21 protein-coding genes are annotated in these 19,606 nt (G+C 61.0%); 16 read left to right on the top strand and 5 right to left on the bottom strand.

Annotation, left to right across the window (positions count from 1 at the left end):
- The first annotated feature begins 8 nt into the window (after positions 1–8).
- The 3 genes from Q0931_RS14060 to Q0931_RS14070 all read left to right on the top strand — a co-directional run bounded on the left by Q0931_RS14060 (position 9) and on the right by Q0931_RS14070 (position 1,544).
- Positions 9–407, top strand: coding sequence for a DoxX family protein (locus Q0931_RS14060; protein ID WP_299261342.1), 399 nt, complete (start codon positions 9–11; stop codon positions 405–407).
- Between the two features lie 67 nt (positions 408–474).
- Complete coding sequence (locus Q0931_RS14065) at positions 475–822, top strand: YkgJ family cysteine cluster protein (RefSeq protein WP_299261344.1); 348 nt, start codon at positions 475–477, stop codon at positions 820–822.
- Positions 823–869: 47 nt separating this feature from the next.
- Entirely contained in the window at positions 870–1,544 is a 675-nt protein-coding gene (locus tag Q0931_RS14070) for a hypothetical protein (RefSeq protein ID WP_299261346.1), read from the top strand.
- Between the two features lie 391 nt (positions 1,545–1,935).
- Here the strand turns inward: Q0931_RS14070 and Q0931_RS14075 are convergent, their stop codons facing one another.
- On the bottom strand, positions 1,936–3,315 hold the full coding sequence (locus Q0931_RS14075) for an NAD-dependent succinate-semialdehyde dehydrogenase (protein WP_299261348.1): 1,380 nt from the start codon (positions 3,313–3,315) through the stop codon (positions 1,936–1,938).
- 181 nt (positions 3,316–3,496) lie between these two features.
- On the opposite strand from Q0931_RS14075, the gene Q0931_RS14080 reads away from it, so the two are divergent.
- The 5 genes from Q0931_RS14080 to dcd all read left to right on the top strand — a co-directional run bounded on the left by Q0931_RS14080 (position 3,497) and on the right by dcd (position 7,244).
- Positions 3,497–3,958 carry a TerB family tellurite resistance protein gene (locus Q0931_RS14080; protein WP_299261350.1) on the top strand — a complete coding sequence of 154 codons (462 nt, stop codon included), beginning with the start codon at positions 3,497–3,499 and terminating at the stop codon, positions 3,956–3,958.
- Between the two features lie 54 nt (positions 3,959–4,012).
- Positions 4,013–4,996, top strand: coding sequence for an alpha/beta hydrolase (locus tag Q0931_RS14085; protein ID WP_299261352.1), 984 nt, complete (start codon positions 4,013–4,015; stop codon positions 4,994–4,996).
- 136 nt (positions 4,997–5,132) lie between these two features.
- On the top strand, positions 5,133–5,543 hold the full coding sequence (gene arfB / locus Q0931_RS14090) for an alternative ribosome rescue aminoacyl-tRNA hydrolase ArfB (RefSeq protein ID WP_299261354.1): 411 nt from the start codon (positions 5,133–5,135) through the stop codon (positions 5,541–5,543).
- Between the two features lie 151 nt (positions 5,544–5,694).
- Positions 5,695–6,501: an iron-sulfur cluster carrier protein ApbC gene (gene apbC, locus Q0931_RS14095; RefSeq protein ID WP_299261356.1), complete on the top strand. Its 807-nt coding sequence runs from the start codon at positions 5,695–5,697 to the stop codon at positions 6,499–6,501.
- Positions 6,502–6,677: 176 nt separating this feature from the next.
- Positions 6,678–7,244: a dCTP deaminase gene (gene dcd / locus Q0931_RS14100; RefSeq protein ID WP_299261358.1), complete on the top strand. Its 567-nt coding sequence runs from the start codon at positions 6,678–6,680 to the stop codon at positions 7,242–7,244.
- A gap of 35 nt (positions 7,245–7,279) precedes the next feature.
- Here the strand turns inward: dcd and cadR are convergent, their stop codons facing one another.
- A complete protein-coding gene (gene cadR / locus Q0931_RS14105; RefSeq protein ID WP_299261360.1) occupies positions 7,280–7,711 on the bottom strand; it encodes a Cd(II)/Pb(II)-responsive transcriptional regulator in 432 nt (143 codons plus the stop codon).
- A gap of 161 nt (positions 7,712–7,872) precedes the next feature.
- Here cadR and Q0931_RS14110 point away from each other — a divergent pair, with 161 nt between their 5' ends.
- Both Q0931_RS14110 and glpT read left to right on the top strand, forming a co-directional pair.
- Positions 7,873–10,263: a heavy metal translocating P-type ATPase gene (locus Q0931_RS14110; protein WP_299261362.1), complete on the top strand. Its 2,391-nt coding sequence runs from the start codon at positions 7,873–7,875 to the stop codon at positions 10,261–10,263.
- Positions 10,264–10,356: 93 nt separating this feature from the next.
- Positions 10,357–11,691 (top strand): glycerol-3-phosphate transporter, encoded by a 1,335-nt coding sequence (gene glpT, locus Q0931_RS14115; protein ID WP_299261364.1) that lies wholly within the window; start codon positions 10,357–10,359, stop codon positions 11,689–11,691.
- A 73-nt stretch (positions 11,692–11,764) separates the two neighbouring features.
- On the opposite strand, the gene Q0931_RS14120 is transcribed toward glpT, so the two are convergent.
- Entirely contained in the window at positions 11,765–12,736 is a 972-nt protein-coding gene (locus tag Q0931_RS14120; RefSeq protein WP_299261366.1) for an alpha/beta hydrolase-fold protein, read from the bottom strand.
- Positions 12,737–12,934: 198 nt separating this feature from the next.
- Between Q0931_RS14120 and Q0931_RS14125 the strand changes: the two genes are divergently transcribed.
- Complete coding sequence (locus Q0931_RS14125) at positions 12,935–14,086, top strand: YncE family protein (RefSeq protein WP_299261368.1); 1,152 nt, start codon at positions 12,935–12,937, stop codon at positions 14,084–14,086.
- Between the two features lie 141 nt (positions 14,087–14,227).
- On the opposite strand, the gene Q0931_RS14130 is transcribed toward Q0931_RS14125, so the two are convergent.
- The gene (locus Q0931_RS14130) at positions 14,228–14,584 is read right to left on the bottom strand and encodes a hypothetical protein (protein ID WP_299261370.1); all 357 of its coding nucleotides are present in this window, start codon (positions 14,582–14,584) and stop codon (positions 14,228–14,230) included.
- A gap of 249 nt (positions 14,585–14,833) precedes the next feature.
- Entirely contained in the window at positions 14,834–15,100 is a 267-nt protein-coding gene (locus tag Q0931_RS14135) for a hypothetical protein (protein ID WP_299261372.1), read from the bottom strand.
- A 281-nt stretch (positions 15,101–15,381) separates the two neighbouring features.
- Here Q0931_RS14135 and Q0931_RS14140 point away from each other — a divergent pair, with 281 nt between their 5' ends.
- The 5 genes from Q0931_RS14140 (at position 15,382) to speB (ending at position 19,605) form a co-directional block, all read left to right on the top strand.
- Entirely contained in the window at positions 15,382–15,756 is a 375-nt protein-coding gene (locus Q0931_RS14140) for a winged helix-turn-helix domain-containing protein (RefSeq protein WP_299261374.1), read from the top strand.
- 167 nt (positions 15,757–15,923) lie between these two features.
- Positions 15,924–16,703, top strand: a complete 780-nt coding sequence (modA, locus tag Q0931_RS14145) for a molybdate ABC transporter substrate-binding protein (RefSeq protein WP_299261376.1) — start codon at positions 15,924–15,926, stop codon at positions 16,701–16,703.
- Between the two features lie 36 nt (positions 16,704–16,739).
- On the top strand, positions 16,740–17,444 hold the full coding sequence (modB, locus tag Q0931_RS14150; RefSeq protein ID WP_299261378.1) for a molybdate ABC transporter permease subunit: 705 nt from the start codon (positions 16,740–16,742) through the stop codon (positions 17,442–17,444).
- A gap of 36 nt (positions 17,445–17,480) precedes the next feature.
- Entirely contained in the window at positions 17,481–18,545 is a 1,065-nt protein-coding gene (modC, locus tag Q0931_RS14155) for a molybdenum ABC transporter ATP-binding protein (protein WP_299261380.1), read from the top strand.
- Between the two features lie 163 nt (positions 18,546–18,708).
- Positions 18,709–19,605, top strand: coding sequence for an agmatinase (gene speB / locus Q0931_RS14160; protein WP_299261382.1), 897 nt, complete (start codon positions 18,709–18,711; stop codon positions 19,603–19,605).
- Position 19,606: the final 1 nt, after the last annotated feature.

Genomic DNA, 19,606 nt, shown 5'->3' on the forward strand with positions numbered 1-19,606 from the left:
GCTGAGCCATGTCCATCACTCGCTGGCAGCACGTCGGACGGGCCGTTGTCTTTGGCTGGTTTTGTCTCGGCGGCATCGCGCACTTTGTCTGGCCGGCGGCGTTTGCGTCGATCGTTCCACCGTCGCTGCCGTTTAAAGAGGCCGCTGTCGCAATTACCGGCGTCTTTGAGCTGCTGGGTGCCATCGGCATCCTGTTACCACGCTATCGCCGCATTGCCGGCATCGGCCTGATCGCGCTGACGCTGTGCGTGACGCCGGCCAATGTCTATATGTGGTGGCACGCCGAGCAGTTTGCACCTATCCCGTCGTGGCTCTTGCTGGTGCGCCTGCCGCTGCAGGTTCTGTTGATTGTCTGCATTCTGTGGAGCACGCAGCTGCTCGGACACCGCCGCTGCGCGGTGTCGTAAATGCAGGCGTTGTCACGGCCGCTGATGTGTACAATGGCCGGCCAATTCTGACGGATGGCGGTACGTCATGTCTGGTGAGATTCACCTTGAAAACATTGAGACGCCTGAAGGCGTCAGCTGCTTCAACTGCGAGGCATGCTGCTGTCGGCTGCTGGTGATGCTCGATGACGATGATCTGGCTCGCGGCGTGCCTTATGGGCTGCTTGAGGAGGACGAGTGGGGCGGCGTGGTGATGCGCCAGGATGAGGAGGGCTGGTGCGCGGCCGTCGACCGCGACACCATGCTGTGCAGCATTCATCCCCGACGTCCGCAGGTCTGTCGTGACTTCGAGGAAGGCAGTTATCAGTGCCGTGAAGAGCGAGCGCTCTACGGACTTGTCGACGCGCCCTTGTCAACGGATGCCGGTGCCCTGTAAGGGGAATCGTCAGGCCTCGTTTTCTTCCTTTTTCTGACAGGTATTTCATGGCCAGGTTGTGTGAGATTGATACCGCGGATATCCCCGGCGGGCGCGGTCAGCTGCGGCTTTTGCAGCGCAACGATGAGTTTTCCATCCGCATTGCCGGCAAGCCCGGTGAGCTGATGAATACCCGACTGCATGGCTCCGAGGATGCTCTGGCGGAACTTGCCTGTGAGCGGGTACGCGACAATCCGAACGTACGGGTGCTGGTGGGCGGGCTGGGTATGGGCTTTACCCTGGCCGCGGCCCTGGCAACGCTTGGGGCTGAAGCCGAGGTTGTGGTGGCCGAGCTGGTGCCCGGGGTGGTCGAGTGGAATCGCGGTCCGCTGGGCGCCGCAGCCGGCTATCCGATTCGTGATTCGCGCTGTCACATCCTCGTTGAGGACGTGGCTGATGTGATGGCCCGCAGCGAGTCGGGCTTTGATGCCATTATGCTGGATGTGGACAACGGCCCCGAGGGGTTGACCCAGCGTGACAATGATCGTCTTTACAGCGCGCGCGGGCTTGAAGGTATCCAGCAGGCGCTGCGTCCCGATGGCGTGCTGGCGGTCTGGTCGGCAGGGATGGATCCCGGTTTCAGCGAGCGGCTCAAGCGCGCGGGGCTTTGTGTCGAGGAGCACATGGTGCGTGCGCATCGCCCCGGCAAGGGCGCACGTCATACCATCTGGCTGGCCTGGTGAAGACCGGTGAGACGCCCTGGGTCATGGAGTCGGACGGGTATGACGTCATTGATGCTTGAGCGCCTGGCTCACTGTCACGCCGTGAACTAATCTGATGCCAACGCAGGAACGCGTTAACGGTTGGCCTCGATTCGAATTGGGCCGCATTTATAACGAAGCAAGGGGCAAGACATGCGCAATATCATTTATATCATCGGTCTGGTGGTCGTGGTGCTTTTCATTCTGTCCTTTCTGGGGCTGCGTTAAACATCGATTGGCAGGTCGCTGCAGGCAGATAATGCTTCACAAAAATGCCCCGGGGAGTCATTCCCCGGGGCATTTGTTTTGCCTCATCGCTCAGGGTCGGTTTGACGCTTGCCGCAGGCGATGGGGTAGCGCTTCGATCACGACACTATGACTGCGCGATCATCAGCGACTTGCTGTTGACGAACTCGAGCATGCCGTAGCCGCCGTGTTCACGACCGTAGCCACTCTCCTTCACGCCGCCAAAGGGCAGGTTGGGCTGGGCGATATAGTAGCCGTTGATGCAGACCATGCCGGTATCGAAATGATCGCGGGCCAAGCGTACGGCGCGCTCTTCGTCCTCGGAGAAAATGCCGCCGCCCAGGCCGTAGACCGAGTCGTTGGCGATACGCAGTGCGTCTTCTTCATCACGGGCACGAATCAGCGAGGCGACCGGACCAAACAGCTCGCCATCGTAGGCCGGCATGCCGGGCGTGACGTTTTCCAGCACCGTGGAAGGGTAGAAAAAGCCATCCACGTCCGGAATTTCGCCACCGGTCAGGCAGACGGCACCCTTGTCGACGGATTCCTTCACCTGCTTGTGGAGCTCGTCACGCAGGTCCTTGCGTGCCAGCGGGCCCAGCTGGGTGTTTTCATCGGTGGGATCACCGAATTCGACCTGCTTCATTCTTTCAACAAAGGCGTCACGGAACTGTTCATAGACGGCGTCTACCACCACGAAACGCTTGGCGGCGACACAGGTCTGGCCGTTGTTGCTGATGCGGCCGGTCACACAGGTTTCGACCGCCTTGTCGATGTCGGCATCCTCGAGCACCAGATAGGCGTCGTTGCTGCCAAGCTCCAGCACGGTCTTTTTGAGCTGTTCGCCGGCGGCGACAGCGACCTTGCGGCCCGTGGCGGCGCTGCCAGTGAAGGTCACGCCGCGCACCAGACGGTGTTCGGTGACCTGACTTGCCTGCTCATCGCGAATGTAAAGCACGGTGAACACATTGTCGGGCATGCCGGCTTCACGGAAGATATCTTCCAGCGCCTCGGCGCAGCCCCAGACATTGGGGGCGTGCTTGAGCAGCACGGTGTTGCCGGCCATCAGGTTGGCGATCGTGTAGCGAATGACCTGATAGAAGGGGAAGTTCCACGGCTGAATGCCGAAGATGATGCCGATCGGCTGGTGAGTGACCAGTGCACGGCCGCCGGGCAGATCGCGTTCTTCGTCGGCCAAAACGCTGGCAGCGTTGTTGGCACTGTAGTCGCAGATGCTCTTGCACAGTTCGAGTTCGGGCGGCGCCTGGCTGATCGGCTTGCCCATTTCCTCGGTCATGAGGCTCGACAGTCGGTCCTTGTGCTTGACCAGAAGCTCGCCGACCCGGCGCACCAGCTTGCCACGCTCTTCAATAGAGCGCTGCTTCCAGTCAAGGAAGGCCTGATGCGTCTGCTCGATTCTTTGCTGCAGCTGCTCATCGGAGATAGTCTCGAATTCCCGGATGGTCTGGCCGGTGGCCGGATTCACGGTTTTAATGGTGTTCGACATGTTAACCTCTTTTGGTATGACGGAACGACCCAGAGTGTAGTGCGCTCACGGCTGCCACGCCGTAGTGATTACTGTCTGTCTCTTGCCTGATCCTCCAGCATTGGCCGATGCGGCGCGTCCCTGTATTTTGTGTGTCGCCCTGTGGCATAACGATGGGCGTCAATCCTTCGGAGACAACAGCATGCTGGATACCATCAATGAGTTTTTTGAGCGCATGAGTGGGCGCTCGCCGAGTGATCAGGATCACGAAATGACGCTGGAACTCGCGGTGGCGGCGTTGATGTGTGAGGTCATGCGTGCCGATGGTGACATGAAGGAAATCGAGCAGCAGACGCTGCGCGAGATGCTAAAACGCCGGTTTGATCTTGAAGAGAGTGCGGTGGAAACGCTGGTCGGGATGGCTCGTCAGCAGGTCGAGGATTCGGTCGATCACTATCAGTTCGTGCGTTTGATCAGGGATGAATATGACTATCCGCAGCGGGTCGCCCTGATCGGCAGGCTCTGGCGCATGGCCTATGCCGATGGTGCGCTGGATCCGCTGGAAGAGGCGCGCGTGCGCAAGCTGGCCGAGCTTTTGTACGTCGATCATGCCGATTTCATCATGCAAAAGCTCGAGGTGCAGGAGTCACTGGGGATGGCGTAGTATTCCCCCGGCTTCAGTATCGTCTTTCCTGCCCACCCGCCCTCAGGACTTCGTGTGTCTTCAATTTTATCCTTTCGTTTGAGCGTATTGGTCTGTCTGAACCTGATGGCAGCAGGATTTGCGCTGCCGGCGGTCGCCACGGACGATGTTCCTGATACCCGCCAGCTGCCGCCACAGGCCTATAACGGTTATCTGGAACAGCTGACGGTACCGCTCTGGGAAGGCGACGTCCCGAAGGCGAAGGGCGAGGGCTTTCGTGATCGGCCCACCCTGACGATCTATCCGCCCGGCCAGCAGCCCAACGGCACGGCGGTGATCATTGCGCCGGGCGGTGCCTATCAGGTGCTCTCCGATAATACCGAAGGGCGCCAGGTGGCCAACTGGTTCAATACCCGCGGCGTGGTGGCCTTTGTGCTCAAGTATCGGCTGGGGCCGGATTATCCTATGCCGGTACCGCTGGAAGACGCTCAGCGGGCGATACGCTGGGTGCGTGCCCACGCCGAAGAGTTCAATATCGATCCAGACCGGGTCGGCATGGCCGGTTTTTCCGCCGGCGGACATCTGGCGGCGCTGGCCGGCACGCGCTTTGATCAGGGCGATGCGAGCGCCGAGGACCCGGTCTCGCGCCAGCGCAGCCAGCCCGATTTTCTGGTGCTGGGCTACCCGGCGCTGGTGATGTTCAGTGACCCGAACAGCCGGATCGATTATTGCCGTCTGATGGGGCTGGATCATTGCGATCAGGCCTGGCGCGATCGCTACCGCCCCGAGCGACAGGTCACCGAGCAGACACCGCCGACCTTTATTTATCAAACCACCAACGATGAGCTGGTGCCGCCACAGGGCAGCATCGATTTCTACACCGCGCTGGCCGATGCCCATGTACCGGTGGAGATACATCTTTTCGGCAACGGGCCACATGGCTCCGGACTGGGCATGGGCGACGCCGCCCTTGATGGCTGGACCACGCTGCTGGATCACTGGCTGCGGGCTCGTGGACTGTACGAGCCTTCAGGCAAGTCAGGCAAGTCAGAAGACTGACACGGGCCATGGGCGTTTTGAAAAGGCCCCGGCGCGGCTGGCGCCGAGTCCCGGACGTTTCCAGAACCTCCTGCCGATGCGGCCGCTGATTCGGCGAGATGTCGCCGGCATCGACACGATTCGGAAAACACAACGCATGCAGATATCACGTCACATCACCATCGACGACAGCGAGTTCGAGCTGCGGGCCATTCGCTCGCAGGGCGCCGGTGGCCAGAACGTCAACAAGGTGGCCTCGGCCATTCATCTGCGCATGGATATTCAGGCCAGCAGCCTTGCGCAGGAGTACAAGGACCGGCTGCTGGCACTCAATGATCATCGCATTACCGCCAGCGGCTTGATCATCATCAAGGCGCAGTCTCATCGCACCCAGGAACTCAACCGGCAGGAGGCGCTGACGCGCCTACGAGCACTGATCAAATCGGTGGTCTACACCGCCAGGCCGCGCAAGGCGACAAGGCCTACGCTGGGGTCCAAAAAGCGGCGGCTGGAGGGCAAGAAACAGCGCGGCCAGAAAAAGACCCTGCGTGGACGCGTGGATCACTGAGACGAAAGGTGAAGATCTGATGGGACAAGAGATGTCCATATCCGAGTGTTTCACCTGGGATTGTCGACGGGTGAGGGTTTATACTGTCGCTCGATCATGACATCGCAGCCGTGACAGGCGGTGTCGGCAGGGAATGGACAGGAGACAGAGAGTGCTCGAAACAGTCAAACATGTGGTGGCCGTCGCCTCCGGCAAGGGCGGTGTAGGCAAGTCCACCGTGACCGTCAACCTGGCGCTGGCCATGGCCGCACAGGGCCATCGAGTCGGCCTGCTGGACGCTGATATCTATGGCCCCAGCCAGGCGCAGATGCTGGGTATCAAGCCGGGCACCCGGCCGACCATGGTGGATGACAAGACCATGAAGCCGATCGAGGCGCACGGGCTGAAAATGATGTCGATGGCGGTACTGGTCGATACCGAGACCGCCATGGTGTGGCGCGGGCCGATGGTCGCCGGTGCCTTTCAGCAGCTTCTGACCCAGACCGGCTGGGGCGAGCTGGATTATCTTTTCATCGACATGCCGCCGGGCACCGGTGACATTCAGTTGACGCTGTCGCAGCAGGTGCCGGTGTCGGGCTCGGTGATCGTTACCACTCCGCAGGACATTGCGCTTTTGGATGCGCGCAAGGGCATCGAGATGTTTCGCAAGGTCAACGTGCCGGTGCTGGGCGTGGTCGAGAACATGAGCACTCACGTGTGCTCGAACTGTGGCCATGAAGAGGCGGTCTTCGGCGAAGGCGGTGGTGCGCGCATTGCGGCGCAGTACGACACCGAAGTGCTGGGCCGTCTGCCGTTGACCATGAACATTCGTGAGCAGGTTGATGGCGGTCATCCCACCGTGGTTGCCGACCCCGAAAGCGATGCCGCGCGTACCTTCATGGCGATCAGCGCGCGTATCGATGAGCAGCTGGGCGGGAAAGCGCGCGAAAGCGGCCCGTCGATCAGCTTCGGCGACTGATCAAGGCGTCCTCATGGCGCGTCGTCCGGATCGGCCAGAGCCTGCTGCAGGCTTTAGTCGCTCCGGGCGTCCCGGTATCATGCATGCCTTTCAGGCATGGTTGCCGAACTATCCAATCCCGCAACGCAGTATCAGCGTTGTCTTCCCTATTTCAGGCATTGCGACAGGACACCCTCGTGAGCATCAAGGCAGACAAATGGATTCGCCGCATGGCGCAGGAACACGGCATGATCGAGCCGTTCGAGTACGATCAGGTCCGCCATGTCGGTGATCAGCGTGTCATCTCCTACGGTACGTCAAGCTACGGTTACGACGTGCGCTGCTCCGATGAATTCAAGGTTTTCACCAATATTCACTCGGCCACCGTCGATCCCAAGTACTTTGACGAAAAGAGCTTTGTGGATGTGAAGGGCGATGCCTGCGTGATTCCACCCAACTCCTTTGCGCTGGCGCGCACGGTGGAATACTTCCGCATTCCGCGTAACGTGCTGACCATCTGCCTTGGCAAGTCGACCTACGCGCGCTGCGGCATCATCGTCAACGTCACGCCGCTGGAGCCGGAGTGGGAAGGGCACGTGACCCTCGAGTTTTCCAATACCACCAACCTGCCGGCGCGGATCTACGCCAACGAGGGCGTGGCGCAGATGCTCTTTTTCGAATCCGATGAAGTCTGCGAAACTTCCTACAAGGACCGCGGCGGCAAATACATGGGCCAGCGCGGCGTGACGCTCCCGCGCACCTGAGTCAGCCCTGTTTCAGGACAGGGTCTATTGCCCGGCTAGCCCAGATGCGTGGCGTTGCCGGGCTCTTCCTCCCACGACATCTCTTCCAGACCGTGCACGATACCGCAGTCCCCTACGCGGCTGGCATGGCTGCACTTCTCCTGCAGGCTCCTGAGCTGACCATGCAGCTGTGACAGCTCCTCAAGACGTACCTCGACGTGTTGAATGTGCTCCCCGAGCAGGACATCAATGGCCTGACAGTCACCCCGGGGATCATCCACCAGCGCCAGCAGCGCATGGATCTCGGCATGACTCATGGCCAGCGCCCGGCAGTTGCGGATAAAGCTCAGTCGTTTGAGATGCTTCTGGCCGTAATGACGATAGTTGCTCTCGCTGCGATGTGGTGCCGGCAGTAGTCCCTCGCGCTCATAAAAGCGGATGGTCTGGCTGCTGCAGCCGGTCTCTTTCGCCAGTTCTCCAATCTTCATGGTCTGTTCTCCTGGGTGGCGTGCGCTGGCCGCATGACGGCACTGGCATGAATTCTCCATGGCCGTCGGGCATCAGCCGGGCTTGACCTTATAGTCACTATAGGGTTTTGACTGGGTGCTATCCAGAGTTACCGGTTATTTCAGTTTTCAGGGGAGAACACATGGCGCATCACCATGAGAAGCCGTTGGGCAGCGTCTCGATCCTGACCCCCGTGCGGGGCAGTGCGCCGGACTGCGAACGTGCAACCTGCTGTGAGCCTCAAACGCTGTCCTCCTGCTGTGCACCGTCGAGTGATCATCATGCATCCGAGGCTACTGCCGGCTGCTGTGGTGCTGATCATGCGCATCCGCCGCACGACGCACCGCTTCCGGGCAGCGTGCGTGAGGGCGATCAGCTGCGTACCAGCATGCGCATTGCGCAGGTGTGCTGCCCGGTCGAGGAGCAGATGATCCGCAAGCAGCTGTCCGCCAGAGACGACGTTGAGCGGCTGGAGTTCAACCTGTTGCAGCGCGTGCTGACCGTGGTGCATGACCCGGAGGCGCTGAAGGATATTCTAAACGACATCCGTGAGCTTGGATTTGTACCGGAGCTTGCCGATGACAGTGGCAAACTCGGGCCACAGGAAGAGACGCCTGCCCCCTGGGGGCCCCTGATCATGAGCGGTGTCGCCGCGCTTGCCTCCGAGGCAGTGGCGTGGATGACAGGTCCGACATGGCTTGTGGCAGCGCTGGCGCTGGCGGCCATTGCCGGCTGCGGTCTGGACACCTGGCGCCGGGGATGGATCGCCGTGCGTCATGGCAATCTCAACATCAATGCGCTGATGAGCATTGCGGTCACCGGCGCGCTTTTGATCGGCCACTGGCCCGAAGCGGCCATGGTGATGGTGCTGTTCAATCTGGCCGAGCGGATCGAGGCGCGCTCGCTGGCCCGGGCCAGGCATGCCATCGAGGATCTGATGAAGCTGGCCCCCGAGGTCGCCACCGTGCGCCTGGACAATGGCCGCTGGGCAGAAAGGCCGGTGGCGGATATCGCGGTAGGCGCCCTGATTCGGGTACGCCCCGGAGCGCGCATCGGGCTGGATGGCGAAGTGGTTTCGGGGGCGTCCAGCGTCAATCAGGCGCCGATCACCGGGGAGAGCATGCCGGTCGACAAGGCGCCGGGAGACAGCGTCTACGCCGGAACCATTGTGGAGGCCGGCGAGCTGGAGTGTCGCGTGACCCGCAGGGCCAATGACTCGACGCTTGCGCGCATCATCAGTGCCGTCGAACAGGCGCAGGGCGAAAGGGCGCCCACGCAGCGTTTCATCGATCGCTTTGCGCGCTTCTATACCCCCGCGGTGGTTGCGGTGGCGGCTCTGCTGGCGGTGCTGCCGCCGTTGCTGGCCGGCGGTGGCTGGCTCGACTGGATCTATCGGGCACTGGTGCTGCTGGTGATTGCCTGCCCCTGTGCCCTGGTGATCTCCACACCGGTCACCGTGGTGACGGGGCTTGCCAACGCGGCCCGGCGCGGCATCCTGATCAAGGGCGGGGTCTATCTGGAAGAGGGGCGCCGCCTGAGCTGGGTCGCGCTGGACAAGACCGGCACGCTGACCCATGGGCGCCCACAGCAGACCCACGCCGTGGTACTGGAAGGCGAGGACGCCTCACAGACAGCGTCACTGGTGCTGGGACTTTCACAGCGCTCGGATCACCCAGTGTCCGTGGCGCTGGCCCGTGCCGGTGAAGAAGCGGGTGTAACGCCAGCGCCTTTTGAGGCCATCGAAGCGCTGCCGGGGCAGGGCCTGACCGGCCTCAGCGAGGGCGCGCGCTACTGGCTGGGCCACCAGGGGCTGGCTCTTGAGCGGGGCTGTCTGAGCGAGGTACTCAAGACACGAATTGAGACGCTTGAGTGTGAGGGACGCACGGTGGTGGTGCTGATGGACGAGACCCGAGCGCTTGCGCTGTATGCCGTGGCCGATACGCTCAGGGCCACCAGCCGCGAGGCGGTGGAAGCGCTGCACCGCCTGGGGATTCGCACCCTGATGCTGACCGGGGACAACCCCCACGTTGCGGAGGCCATCGGGCGCAGCGTCGGCATTGATCGCATTGAAAGTGGCCTGATGCCGCAGGACAAGCTCTCGCATCTCGAGGCGCTGTCAGGTCAGGGGCGTGTGGCCATGATCGGCGATGGCATCAACGATGCGCCGGCGCTGGCCCGCGCCGACATCGGTTTTGCCATGGGGGCGATGGGCACCGACAGCGCGATTGAAACCGCCGATGTGGCGCTGATGGATGACGACCTGCGCAAGGTGGGGGCCTTTATTCGGCTGTCACGGGCGACTCATCGCATTCTGATGCAGAACATCGCGCTGGCGCTGTCGATCAAGGCGGTGTTTCTCGCGCTTACCGTGGCGGGGCTGGGGACGCTGTGGATGGCCGTTTTTGCGGATGTGGGCGCCAGCGTGCTGGTAGTGCTCAACGGGTTACGGCTGCTGCGCCATGAGGCGAACGACAACCTGAAAACGTCTGATACGGCTACCCCGACCAAGGTCTATGTAGGGGCAAATGCCTGAATGTGACATTTTGATGACAGCGCCATGACATGGGTCTACCCCTTTGGGTGCAGGACAACCTGCGGCGCGTATGTCATAGAGATCGAGGCATTCATGTACGGAATCTTCAAGGCCGGGCGTCCCGGTAAACCGCTTTCGGAGGCGGATATCGATGGCACCTACAAGCGCCTGCGCTGGCAGATTTTTGCCGGTATCTTTATCGGCTATGCCGGTTACTATCTGGTCCGCAAGAACTTCACCCTGGCCATTCCCAGTCTGGTGGAGCAGGGGTACTCCCGCGGGGATCTGGGGCTTGCGCTGGCGGGTGTCTCGATTGCCTACGGTATTTCCAAGTTTCTGATGGGGGCGGTGTCGGACCGCTCCAACCCGCGCTATTTTCTGCCGGCAGGGCTTTTGTGCTCGGCGCTGATCATGTTCCTGTTCGGGTTTTCAGAGTGGGCCACGTCCAGTATCGCCATCATGTTCGTGCTGCTGTTTCTCAACGGCTGGGTGCAGGGCATGGGATGGCCGCCATGCGGGCGTACCATGGTGCACTGGTGGTCAAAGCATGAGCGCGGCGGTGTGGTGTCGGTGTGGAATGTGGCCCACAACGTGGGCGGCGGTCTGATCGGGCCGCTGTTCATTCTGGGCATGGCCTGGTTCAACGACTGGCGCTCGGCCTTTTATGTCCCGGCTGCCGTGGCCGTGGGGGTCGCCGTCTTTGCGCTGTTGACCATGCGCGATACGCCGCAGACCTGTGGGCTGCCGCCGATCGAGAAGTACAAGAACGATTACCCGGAAGGCTATGACGAAAGCCATGAACGCGAGTTTTCCGCCCGCGAAATCTTCGTTGAGCATGTGCTGAAAAATCGTCTGCTGTGGTGTATCGCGCTCGCCAACGTCTTTGTCTATCTGCTGCGTTACGGCGTGCTCGACTGGGCGCCGACCTACCTGCAGGAGGTCAAGCACTTCACGGTCGACAAGTCTTCCTGGGCCTATTTTCTCTATGAGTGGGCGGGTATCCCCGGCACACTGTTGTGCGGCTGGCTCTCCGATAAACTCTTCCGCGGTAATCGCGGCGCGACCGGTATCTGCTTCATGGCCCTGGTCACGGTCTTTACCGTGCTTTACTGGCTCAACCCGCCGGGCAATCCGACCATTGATATGCTGTGTCTGATCGCCATCGGTTTCCTGATCTACGGTCCTGTCATGCTGATCGGACTGCATGCGCTGGAGCTGGTGCCCAAGAAGGCGGCCGGGACTGCGGCCGGGTTTACCGGGCTTTTCGGCTATCTGGGCGGCTCGGTCGCCGCCAGTGCGCTGGTGGGCTACACGGTGGACCATTACGGTTGGGACGGCGGTTTTGCACTGCTGGTGGCGGCCTGCGTTCTATCCATCGTGCTGCTGGCGCTCACGCTTCGTCAGGCGCCGGCCAAACGCACCGCCTGATAGTGATGTGACGCCTCCGACTGACCGGCTCGCCTGGCGAACCGGTCAGTTCATGTCCGTCATGTCAGGTTCTTCATGTCAAAGCCGCGCCGCTGATGTCTGAAAGGGTCAGCTTGAGCGAACGTTCGAGCGCCGCGCCGTGGCCCATCCCTTCGAGCACTTCAAAGCGTGCCTCAAAGCCGGGTACCCGATCCATTTGTTGTGCCAGCCCTCGTAGCTGATCGTTGATCTCCTGGTCGCTGCCGCCGTTGGAATAGGGGCCGCGGCGCTGGAGTTCAGCATCGCCGCGCATTAAAAGGGCACTGCCGTGCTGATCCGACGGCCATTGAAACCGACCCGCTTCTGCAACGACCTGATAGCCGTTCCAGTGCAGCGTGGGGCTGGCCGCATACCAGTGATCGAACAGCGAAGGGCGGGTGAACAGCGCGTGCAGGACAAACAGCCCGCCAAAGGAGTGGCCCCAGAGGGCGCGGTCGGCCGTGTTGATGGGCAGGTCACGCTCGGCCTGCGCCATGATGGTGTCATTCAACAGTGTGATGAAGTCATCGGCACCGCCACCACGACGCTCGGGGTCACGATCGTTGATGATCGGCGCCTGTTCCGCACGTTTTGGCGTGTAGTCCCACTGACGCGCGACCACATCGAAGCGTTGGTCCGTGTCGTAGCCCAGCGCGATCAGGACCGGCGGCGTGGCGGCGTCCATCGCTTTTAGTGACTGCTCATCAAGCGCGGCCAGCGCGGCGTTGCCATCGAGTAGATAGATCGGCGTGTAACCGGCCTCGGGTGGCCCCTTTTTGGGGATGGCCACCGTGATGCGGTAGTGACGCTGCCCATCCGGGCTTGCCAGCCGGTGCACCCTGAAATCATAAACGCTGGAGCCCTTCTCGACGATGCCCGGCGGCAGCGGCTGGTTGAAGTCGGGCGCCGGGCTCGCCATGACCGGGGCTGACCAGAGTGCGCCAGGCAACAGGGAGAGCAGGGCCCCGGTAGTGGCGCTCTTGAGCAATTGGCGCCGGGTGCCATCAAAGTTGGCATGCAGTGTCATGAAGCCTCGCAATGATTTGTGGAATCCCTGTTATGTGATCGGCGACAGACGCGTCATGTCAACGTTTTTCCAGCGGCATCTTTTGTGGATGAAGTTCGATTGACGTTTTTAACTGATAATCATTTACATTCGGGTGGCGGGCTGTCACACGTTATGACATCCTGACCGCCTGAATATTTATTGCAGGGAAACTACTTCATGGCAAAAACGGTTATGGCAAGGACGACCCGGCGTTCCGCTCGTTTATTGCAGGGAACGCTTATCGCGCTGGGGCTTGTCACCCTGTCGGCCCCCTGGGCGGTGGCAGGTGAGCAGCCGACCCAGCAGCAAGGCAGCGCGCAGCAGAGTGTTTCCGATCACATCGTGGCGCAAAAGGATGTGGCCATAGGGCTCTACGAACTGGTGTTCAGCCCGTCGCAGCAGTCGATCTATGTGGCCGCCACCAGCGGCTTCGGCGAGGGGGCCAGCGACAATTATGGTGAGGGTGAAGGCGGCAGTATCTATCGACTGGATCCGCAGACGCTGGAGATCAAGGACACCATCAAGCTGGATCAAAAGCCCTTTGGTCTGGCGCTGAATGAGAAAACCCATACGTTGTTTGTCGGCCATACGCTGGATCAGAGCGTGACCGCCATCAATCTGGATGACAACAGCACTCGTCACCTGGCCCTGGCCACCGAGGCTGAAAAGGCCGAGGCGAAAAAGAACGATGTCTTTGGCCCTAACCCGCGCCAGCTCAGCGTCGATGAGCAGAGCAATACACTCTATGTGACCGGGGTGGGCGACAAGAGCGTTTTGTGGGTCATCAATGGGGAAGATCTGACCCTGACCGATACCATCGAAGGTTTCGGCACCTGGGCCACAGGCCTTGCCGTGGATCACGATGGCAAGCGTCTTTATGTCTCCACCATGAAGGACAACGCCGTTCGTGTGGTTGACATGGACAGTCACAAGATTATCGCGCAGTGGCCCACCGGCGGCGAAGGCCCGTTGAATCTGGCGCTGGATGGCGAAAAGCATCAGCTTTACGTCACCAATGCCAACAGCGGCAATGTCACGGTGCTGGATACGCACAACGGCAAGGTGGTGGATACGCTGAAAAGCGGTGAAGGGGCGCTGGCACTGATGCTGACAGGGGATCGTCTTTACGTGACCAACCGTGAAGCGCAGACGGTGACGCTCTTTGATCGGGAAAGCCACAGGCTGCTTGAGACCATTAAAACGCCGCTGATGCCCAATAGTCTGGCCACGATCTCGGATGTCTCCGGTGTTTTTGTGTCTCTCAAGCAAAAGCTGGATGAAAACCATCAGACCGACAAGCCTGACAGCGTCGTCCATATCAAGCCCTGATCGCAGCGGCATTTAAATACCGCGGTCTGTACGACAACGGCCTCCCGATCGGGAGGCCGTTTGACTTTTAAAGCATCTTCAACAGGCAGGCGGCCCGGCGTGATTTGTCGCCGTTACAGAGTGCGCTGTCGCTGACACGGTTCAGTCGTCGGTATCCGTGTCGCTATCGGCGCTTGCGCCGCTCTCCTCACTCGAGCCGCCACCAGCGCTCGCACCGTCATCAGTGTTCTTGTTGTGCTCGCTGCCCGTGTTGGTACCGGTGTCGGTATCTCCATCGGCATCAGCGGCTGTGGACGCGCCGAAATCGTCAGTGTGCTGCTGGTTTTCGCCCCCCGTGGTGTGGCCATCCGGCTGCTTGCCCTGGCCGGGATTGATGGCGTTGGGAGAGACACTGCCCTGCGTCTGACTTTTTTGCTGGTCGTTGCTGCTGGTATCGGCTGCCAGTACTGGTGTGACGGCGAGCGCCAGAACGAAAGGGGCTATCCATGCTGCTTTCATGCGGTTTCTCCTGTGTCAGGTTCGCTGTTCAAGGCCTGTAAGAGGCTGCTGCAAAAGAACCTGTTATCTGTCGGAATCGAGGGCAATGGGGCGGATGCTTGTTAGCCACAATATAGATCAGAACAAGAGGAATGCCTGAACACGCACCAACGTCTTCAAGATAAAACAGGGCGACAGGGAAAAGCGGGCTGGCGAGGCTGGCAGGGCAGGTTTAATGAGCGCAGCACAGGGTGCTGCGCCTGACATCGATCAAGAGTCCGTATCGGTATCCGTGTCGGTGTCCATGTCATCGTCGGTGTCCATGTCGCCGTTATCGGTGTCCATGTCATCATCCTGACGTGTCATCCGATCGTCGGTATCGCCGTTGCTCATGTCGGAATGCGCACTTTCAGCAGTGGTACCCTGCTGCATCTGGCCATCCTGCATTTGATCGTTGTCGGTATCCATGTCATCGGCCAGCGCGGGGGTGACAGCCAGTGCCAGTGCAAAGGGGGCAAGCCATGTCGCTTTCATCATGTTTCTTTCTCCTGTCCCTGGGATAATACTCAACAGGCCCTCTGGCCTGCTGATCAAAAGCCTGGTTGGCCTTGCGCTGGAACACAAATCGCTACTCGTCCAAACCCTTGCTGCACATCAAATTTTAATTTCAGGCTGTTGAAAAATAACTAAAAATATTTTCTTAATATTAGCTTTATTTGGTTCTCTGCCTGTCGCCAACAGTGTCGCCCTGATCTGTAGTAGCGGATGGTGCGTGTTATAACGGCGTCCCTACTCAACCTCAGGGAGGTGTTTTCGCCATGGTCATTGCCGCGCCCTGTCCGGATACCAAACTGCGCCTGGTGTTCGACAATGGTCTGGTGCTGGGTCCGGGCAAGATTGCCCTGCTGGAGGCCATCCGCGAGACCGGCTCCATCGCTGCCGCAGCAAGGTGCACGGCCATCAGCTATCGCAAGACACGCCACCTGATCGATGCTCTCAATGGCGCTTTCGATCAGCCACTGGTGCTCTCCAGCAAGGGCGGTTCTGCCCACGGCGGCGCCCGGCTGACGCCGCTGGGCCTTGACATCATTGCGCGCTATCGACGCGTCGAGCAGCAGACCCGCCATGCGGTCGACACGCACTTCGGCGATCTGAAGCACTCACTGACGACGCTTGATGATGATAAAACCTGACTTCCTGCTTGCTGGATGCTCTTGCAAATACGGCCTGATCACAGGGGGCGGTGGTGCGCGAAAAAGCGATGTTTGAGCTACGATATTTCGATGTGCAAAAATAAGCACATCGGTGATGCCCTCTGTGTCATCACCACATTCATCCCCTTCAAGGAAGACGGTATTTCATGCTCAGGCCCTTCGTTATCGTTATGGCGGCAACGCTTTTGTGCTGCAGCACGGCAAGTGCTGCCGAGCGCATTGATGTTCAGGCGGCTGCCTCTTTGACAGATGTCATGAACACCCTGATTGATCGCTACGAGCAACATCAAGATGTGGACCTTGTGCCGGTCTATGCCTCTTCCTCGACGCTGGCGCGACAGATTTCCCAGGGGGCGCCGGCAGATGTTTATCTCTCGGCCAACGAAAAATGGATGGATTGGTTGGAAGAACAGGGAGAACCGCTCCAGGCGCGCCGTGACCTGCTCAATAACCGTTTGGCGCTGATTACGGCAGACGGCAGCGGTATCGAAAACTTTACGCCGGATGCCGAGCACCCCTTGAGCCAGACTCTCAAGGAAGGCGATCGCATCGCGGTGGGAGATCCGGATCATGTGCCGGCCGGTATCTACGCCAGACAGGCCCTTGAGCGTCTCGGTCAGTGGCAGACGCTCAAGCCTCGCCTGGCGCGTGCCAGCGACGTGCGCGGCGCACTGGCGCTGGTCGAGCGCGGCGAGACACCGCTGGGCGTGGTCTACGCAACCGATGCCATGGCAGGCGAGCACGTGCGCCAGTTGGGACTTTTCCCTGCCGACAGTCATGACCCGATTACCTATCCGGCCGCACTTGTGGGCAGGGAACCGAGCCCGCAGGCCCGCGCGTTCCTGCAATGGCTGGGCAGCGATGAAGCGGCCAGTATTTTCAGGCAGTACGGGTTCGAGGTGAACGGGTCGGCGGATGCGAACTGATCGACGCCTGCGACCTCGCTGCGCAAGGATGGCGATGTGCTGACACCGCTTGAAATTGAAGCCCTGCAGATCAGCCTGCAGGTCTCCGGCACGGCGCTTTTGATCATTCTGGTGCCCGGCATTGCCATGGCCTGGCTGCTGGCCCGTCACGAGTTTGTCGGCAAGTCGCTGCTGGATGGCATTGTGCACCTGCCGCTGGTGCTGCCGCCGGTGGTCGTGGGCTATCTGCTGCTGATCGTGATGGGCCGCCGGGGCCTCGTGGGGGGCTGGCTCTTTGAGCATCTGGGGCTGTCGCTGCCGTTTACCTGGCAGGGCGCGGCGCTGGCGGGTGGTGTCATGGCCTTTCCACTGCTGGTGCGCGCCGTCAGGCTGTCACTGGAAGCCGTGGACCCGCGCCTTGAAGCGGCCGCTCGCACGCTGGGCGCGTCACGGCTGCGGGTCTTTTTCACCATCACCCTGCCGTTGGCAGTGCCGGGGCTGGTGACCGGGGCCGTGCTGGCCTTTGCCCGGGCGCTGTCGGAGTTCGGCGCCACCATTACCTTTGCCTCCAACATTCCCGGCGAGACCCGAACGCTGCCGCTGGCGCTTTATTCGCTGATTCAGACGCCCGGCATGGAAGATGCGGCGGCCCGGCTGTGCGTGATCTCGGTCGTGGTGGCGATGGCCTCGCTGGTGGCCTCGGAGTGGCTGGCACGCCGCACCCGCCGTCGTATGGCCGGTCGGGACAGGGGGGCACCATGATCCTGGCACTGACATCGACACCACGGGGCGGCCGGCATGCTTGAACTGTGTCTCCAGCACCGGCAGGGCAGTTTCGATGTCGATGTCGATATCACTATGCCGGGCTCGGGTGTGACCGCCCTGTTTGGTCATTCGGGCAGCGGCAAGACCACGCTGTTGCGCATGCTGGCCGGTCTTGATCGCCCCGATCGCGGACGCGTGGTGCTCAACGAGCGAACGTTTGTGGATACCGAGCGCGGGATTTTTATTTCACCCCATCAGCGCCGGCTGGGGGTGGTCTTTCAGGAGGCGCGACTGTTCCCGCACTACCGGGTGCGCAGCAATCTGACCTATGCGCGCCGCATCACGCGGGGTGAGGCGTTCGATCGGGTTGTGTCACTGCTGGGCATCGAGTCGCTGCTGGACCGCATGCCGGGGGCGCTCTCGGGCGGCGAGGCGCGTCGGGTCGCCATTGGACGGGCGCTATTGGCCGAGCCGGACATGCTGCTGATGGATGAGCCCCTGACCGGGCTGGATGGTGCGCGCAAGCAGGAGCTTCTGGATTACATCCTGCGCCTGACCCGTGAAATCGACCTGCCCATTTTATTGATCAGCCACGACCCGGAGGAGCTGATGGCCGTGGCCGAGCAGCTCGTGGTACTGGATCAGGGGCACGTTGTTGCCAGCGACCGACTGGAGACACTGCTGTCGCGAGGCGACATGACCCCCTGGCTGGGCGGCTTCGAGGCCAGTTCGCTGCTGCAGGCGCGGGTAATCTCTCACGATCATCACTATCACGCGACGCGGCTGACACTCGATGATGGACAGCGCCTGACGCTGCCGCTGCTGGCGCAGCCGAAGGGGAGTGCGCTGCGGGTGCGCGTGAGGCGCCGGGATGTGGCCATTGCGCTGTCGCCTCAAGAAAACAGCAGTGTTCGCAACCAGCTCGAGGCGGTCATTTTCTCCATCACTCCGGGCGCCCCGGGCACGCTTGAGGTGACGCTCACGCTTGGTAGGCAGCAGCTCTCGTCGCGCATCACTCTGGAGGCCGGCGAAGCGCTCGGGCTCAAGCCGGGCATGACAGTCATCGCGCTGATTCGAAGTGTCAGCCTGGCCGGTTAGACTCAAATTTCTGGTGATCACTGACTACCCTGAAATAAACCGATGGCGCGCCTTGCGAAGTCGTTGACCCGATGGAAGTCGTTGACCCGATGAAGGGCCGGCCTCACGATGCGCTTTTTCGTCATCACCTTTTGTGCGTTGTACGCCGAAACAGGGGAATGTCATGTTTGGTCTGCCGTATCAGGGTATTGCCACCTTCTTGAAAGCGCCGCAGGACGGCACGCGGCCCTTTGCCTTTCTGGGGCTGCCCTATGACTGTTCGGTCACCTTCCGCCCGGGTGCGCGCATGGCCCCTAACGCACTGCGCCGGGCCAGCATGATGTTGACCGACGGCCGCCATCCCGAGTTCGAGACCGACCCCTGTGCGCTGGTCGGCGATCTGGGCGATCTCGATATCATGCAGGTCGGCCAGCATGACGCGCTCAAGCGCATCGAGGCCGGTGTCATGGCCGCATACGAGCAGGCCCCCGGACAGACACTTTTGTGTGCCGGCGGCGATCACATGACTACCCTGGGAGTGCTGCGTGCGCAGCGTCGCCTTCAGGGGCATCCGCTGTCGCTGATCCATTTCGATGCCCACTGTGATACCTGGGCCAGCCATTTCGGGGATGATATTGGCCACGGGACCTTTTTGCGCAATGCCATTGATGAGGGGCTGGTGGCCCCGGAGCGTACCCTGAGCCTGGGGCTTCGCTCGCCGGTCGAGCCGTCCACGCGGGACTGGCTGTCCGAGCAGGGCGGGGAATGGCTGAGCTCCCGGGCGCTGATGAAGCTTGAGGGCGAAACGCTGGCGCAAAAGGTGCGCGAGCGTATGGGAACGTCGCCCATCTACATCACCTTCGATATCGATGTGCTGGACCCGGCCCATGCACCGGGAACCGGCACGCCCGAGATCGGTGGCATTACCACCATGAAGGCGCTGGAGCTTCTGGAAGCCCTGCGAGAGTTCAATCTGATCGGCATGGATGTGGTGGAAGTGTCGCCGCCCTATGATCCGCAGGAGATCACCTCGCTGGCAGCAGCCACGCTTTTGTGGACGTTTATTGCCATGCGCGGCTGAA

Source organism: uncultured Kushneria sp. (genome assembly GCF_947497025.1).
Classification (GTDB): Bacteria; Pseudomonadota; Gammaproteobacteria; order Pseudomonadales; family Halomonadaceae; genus Kushneria.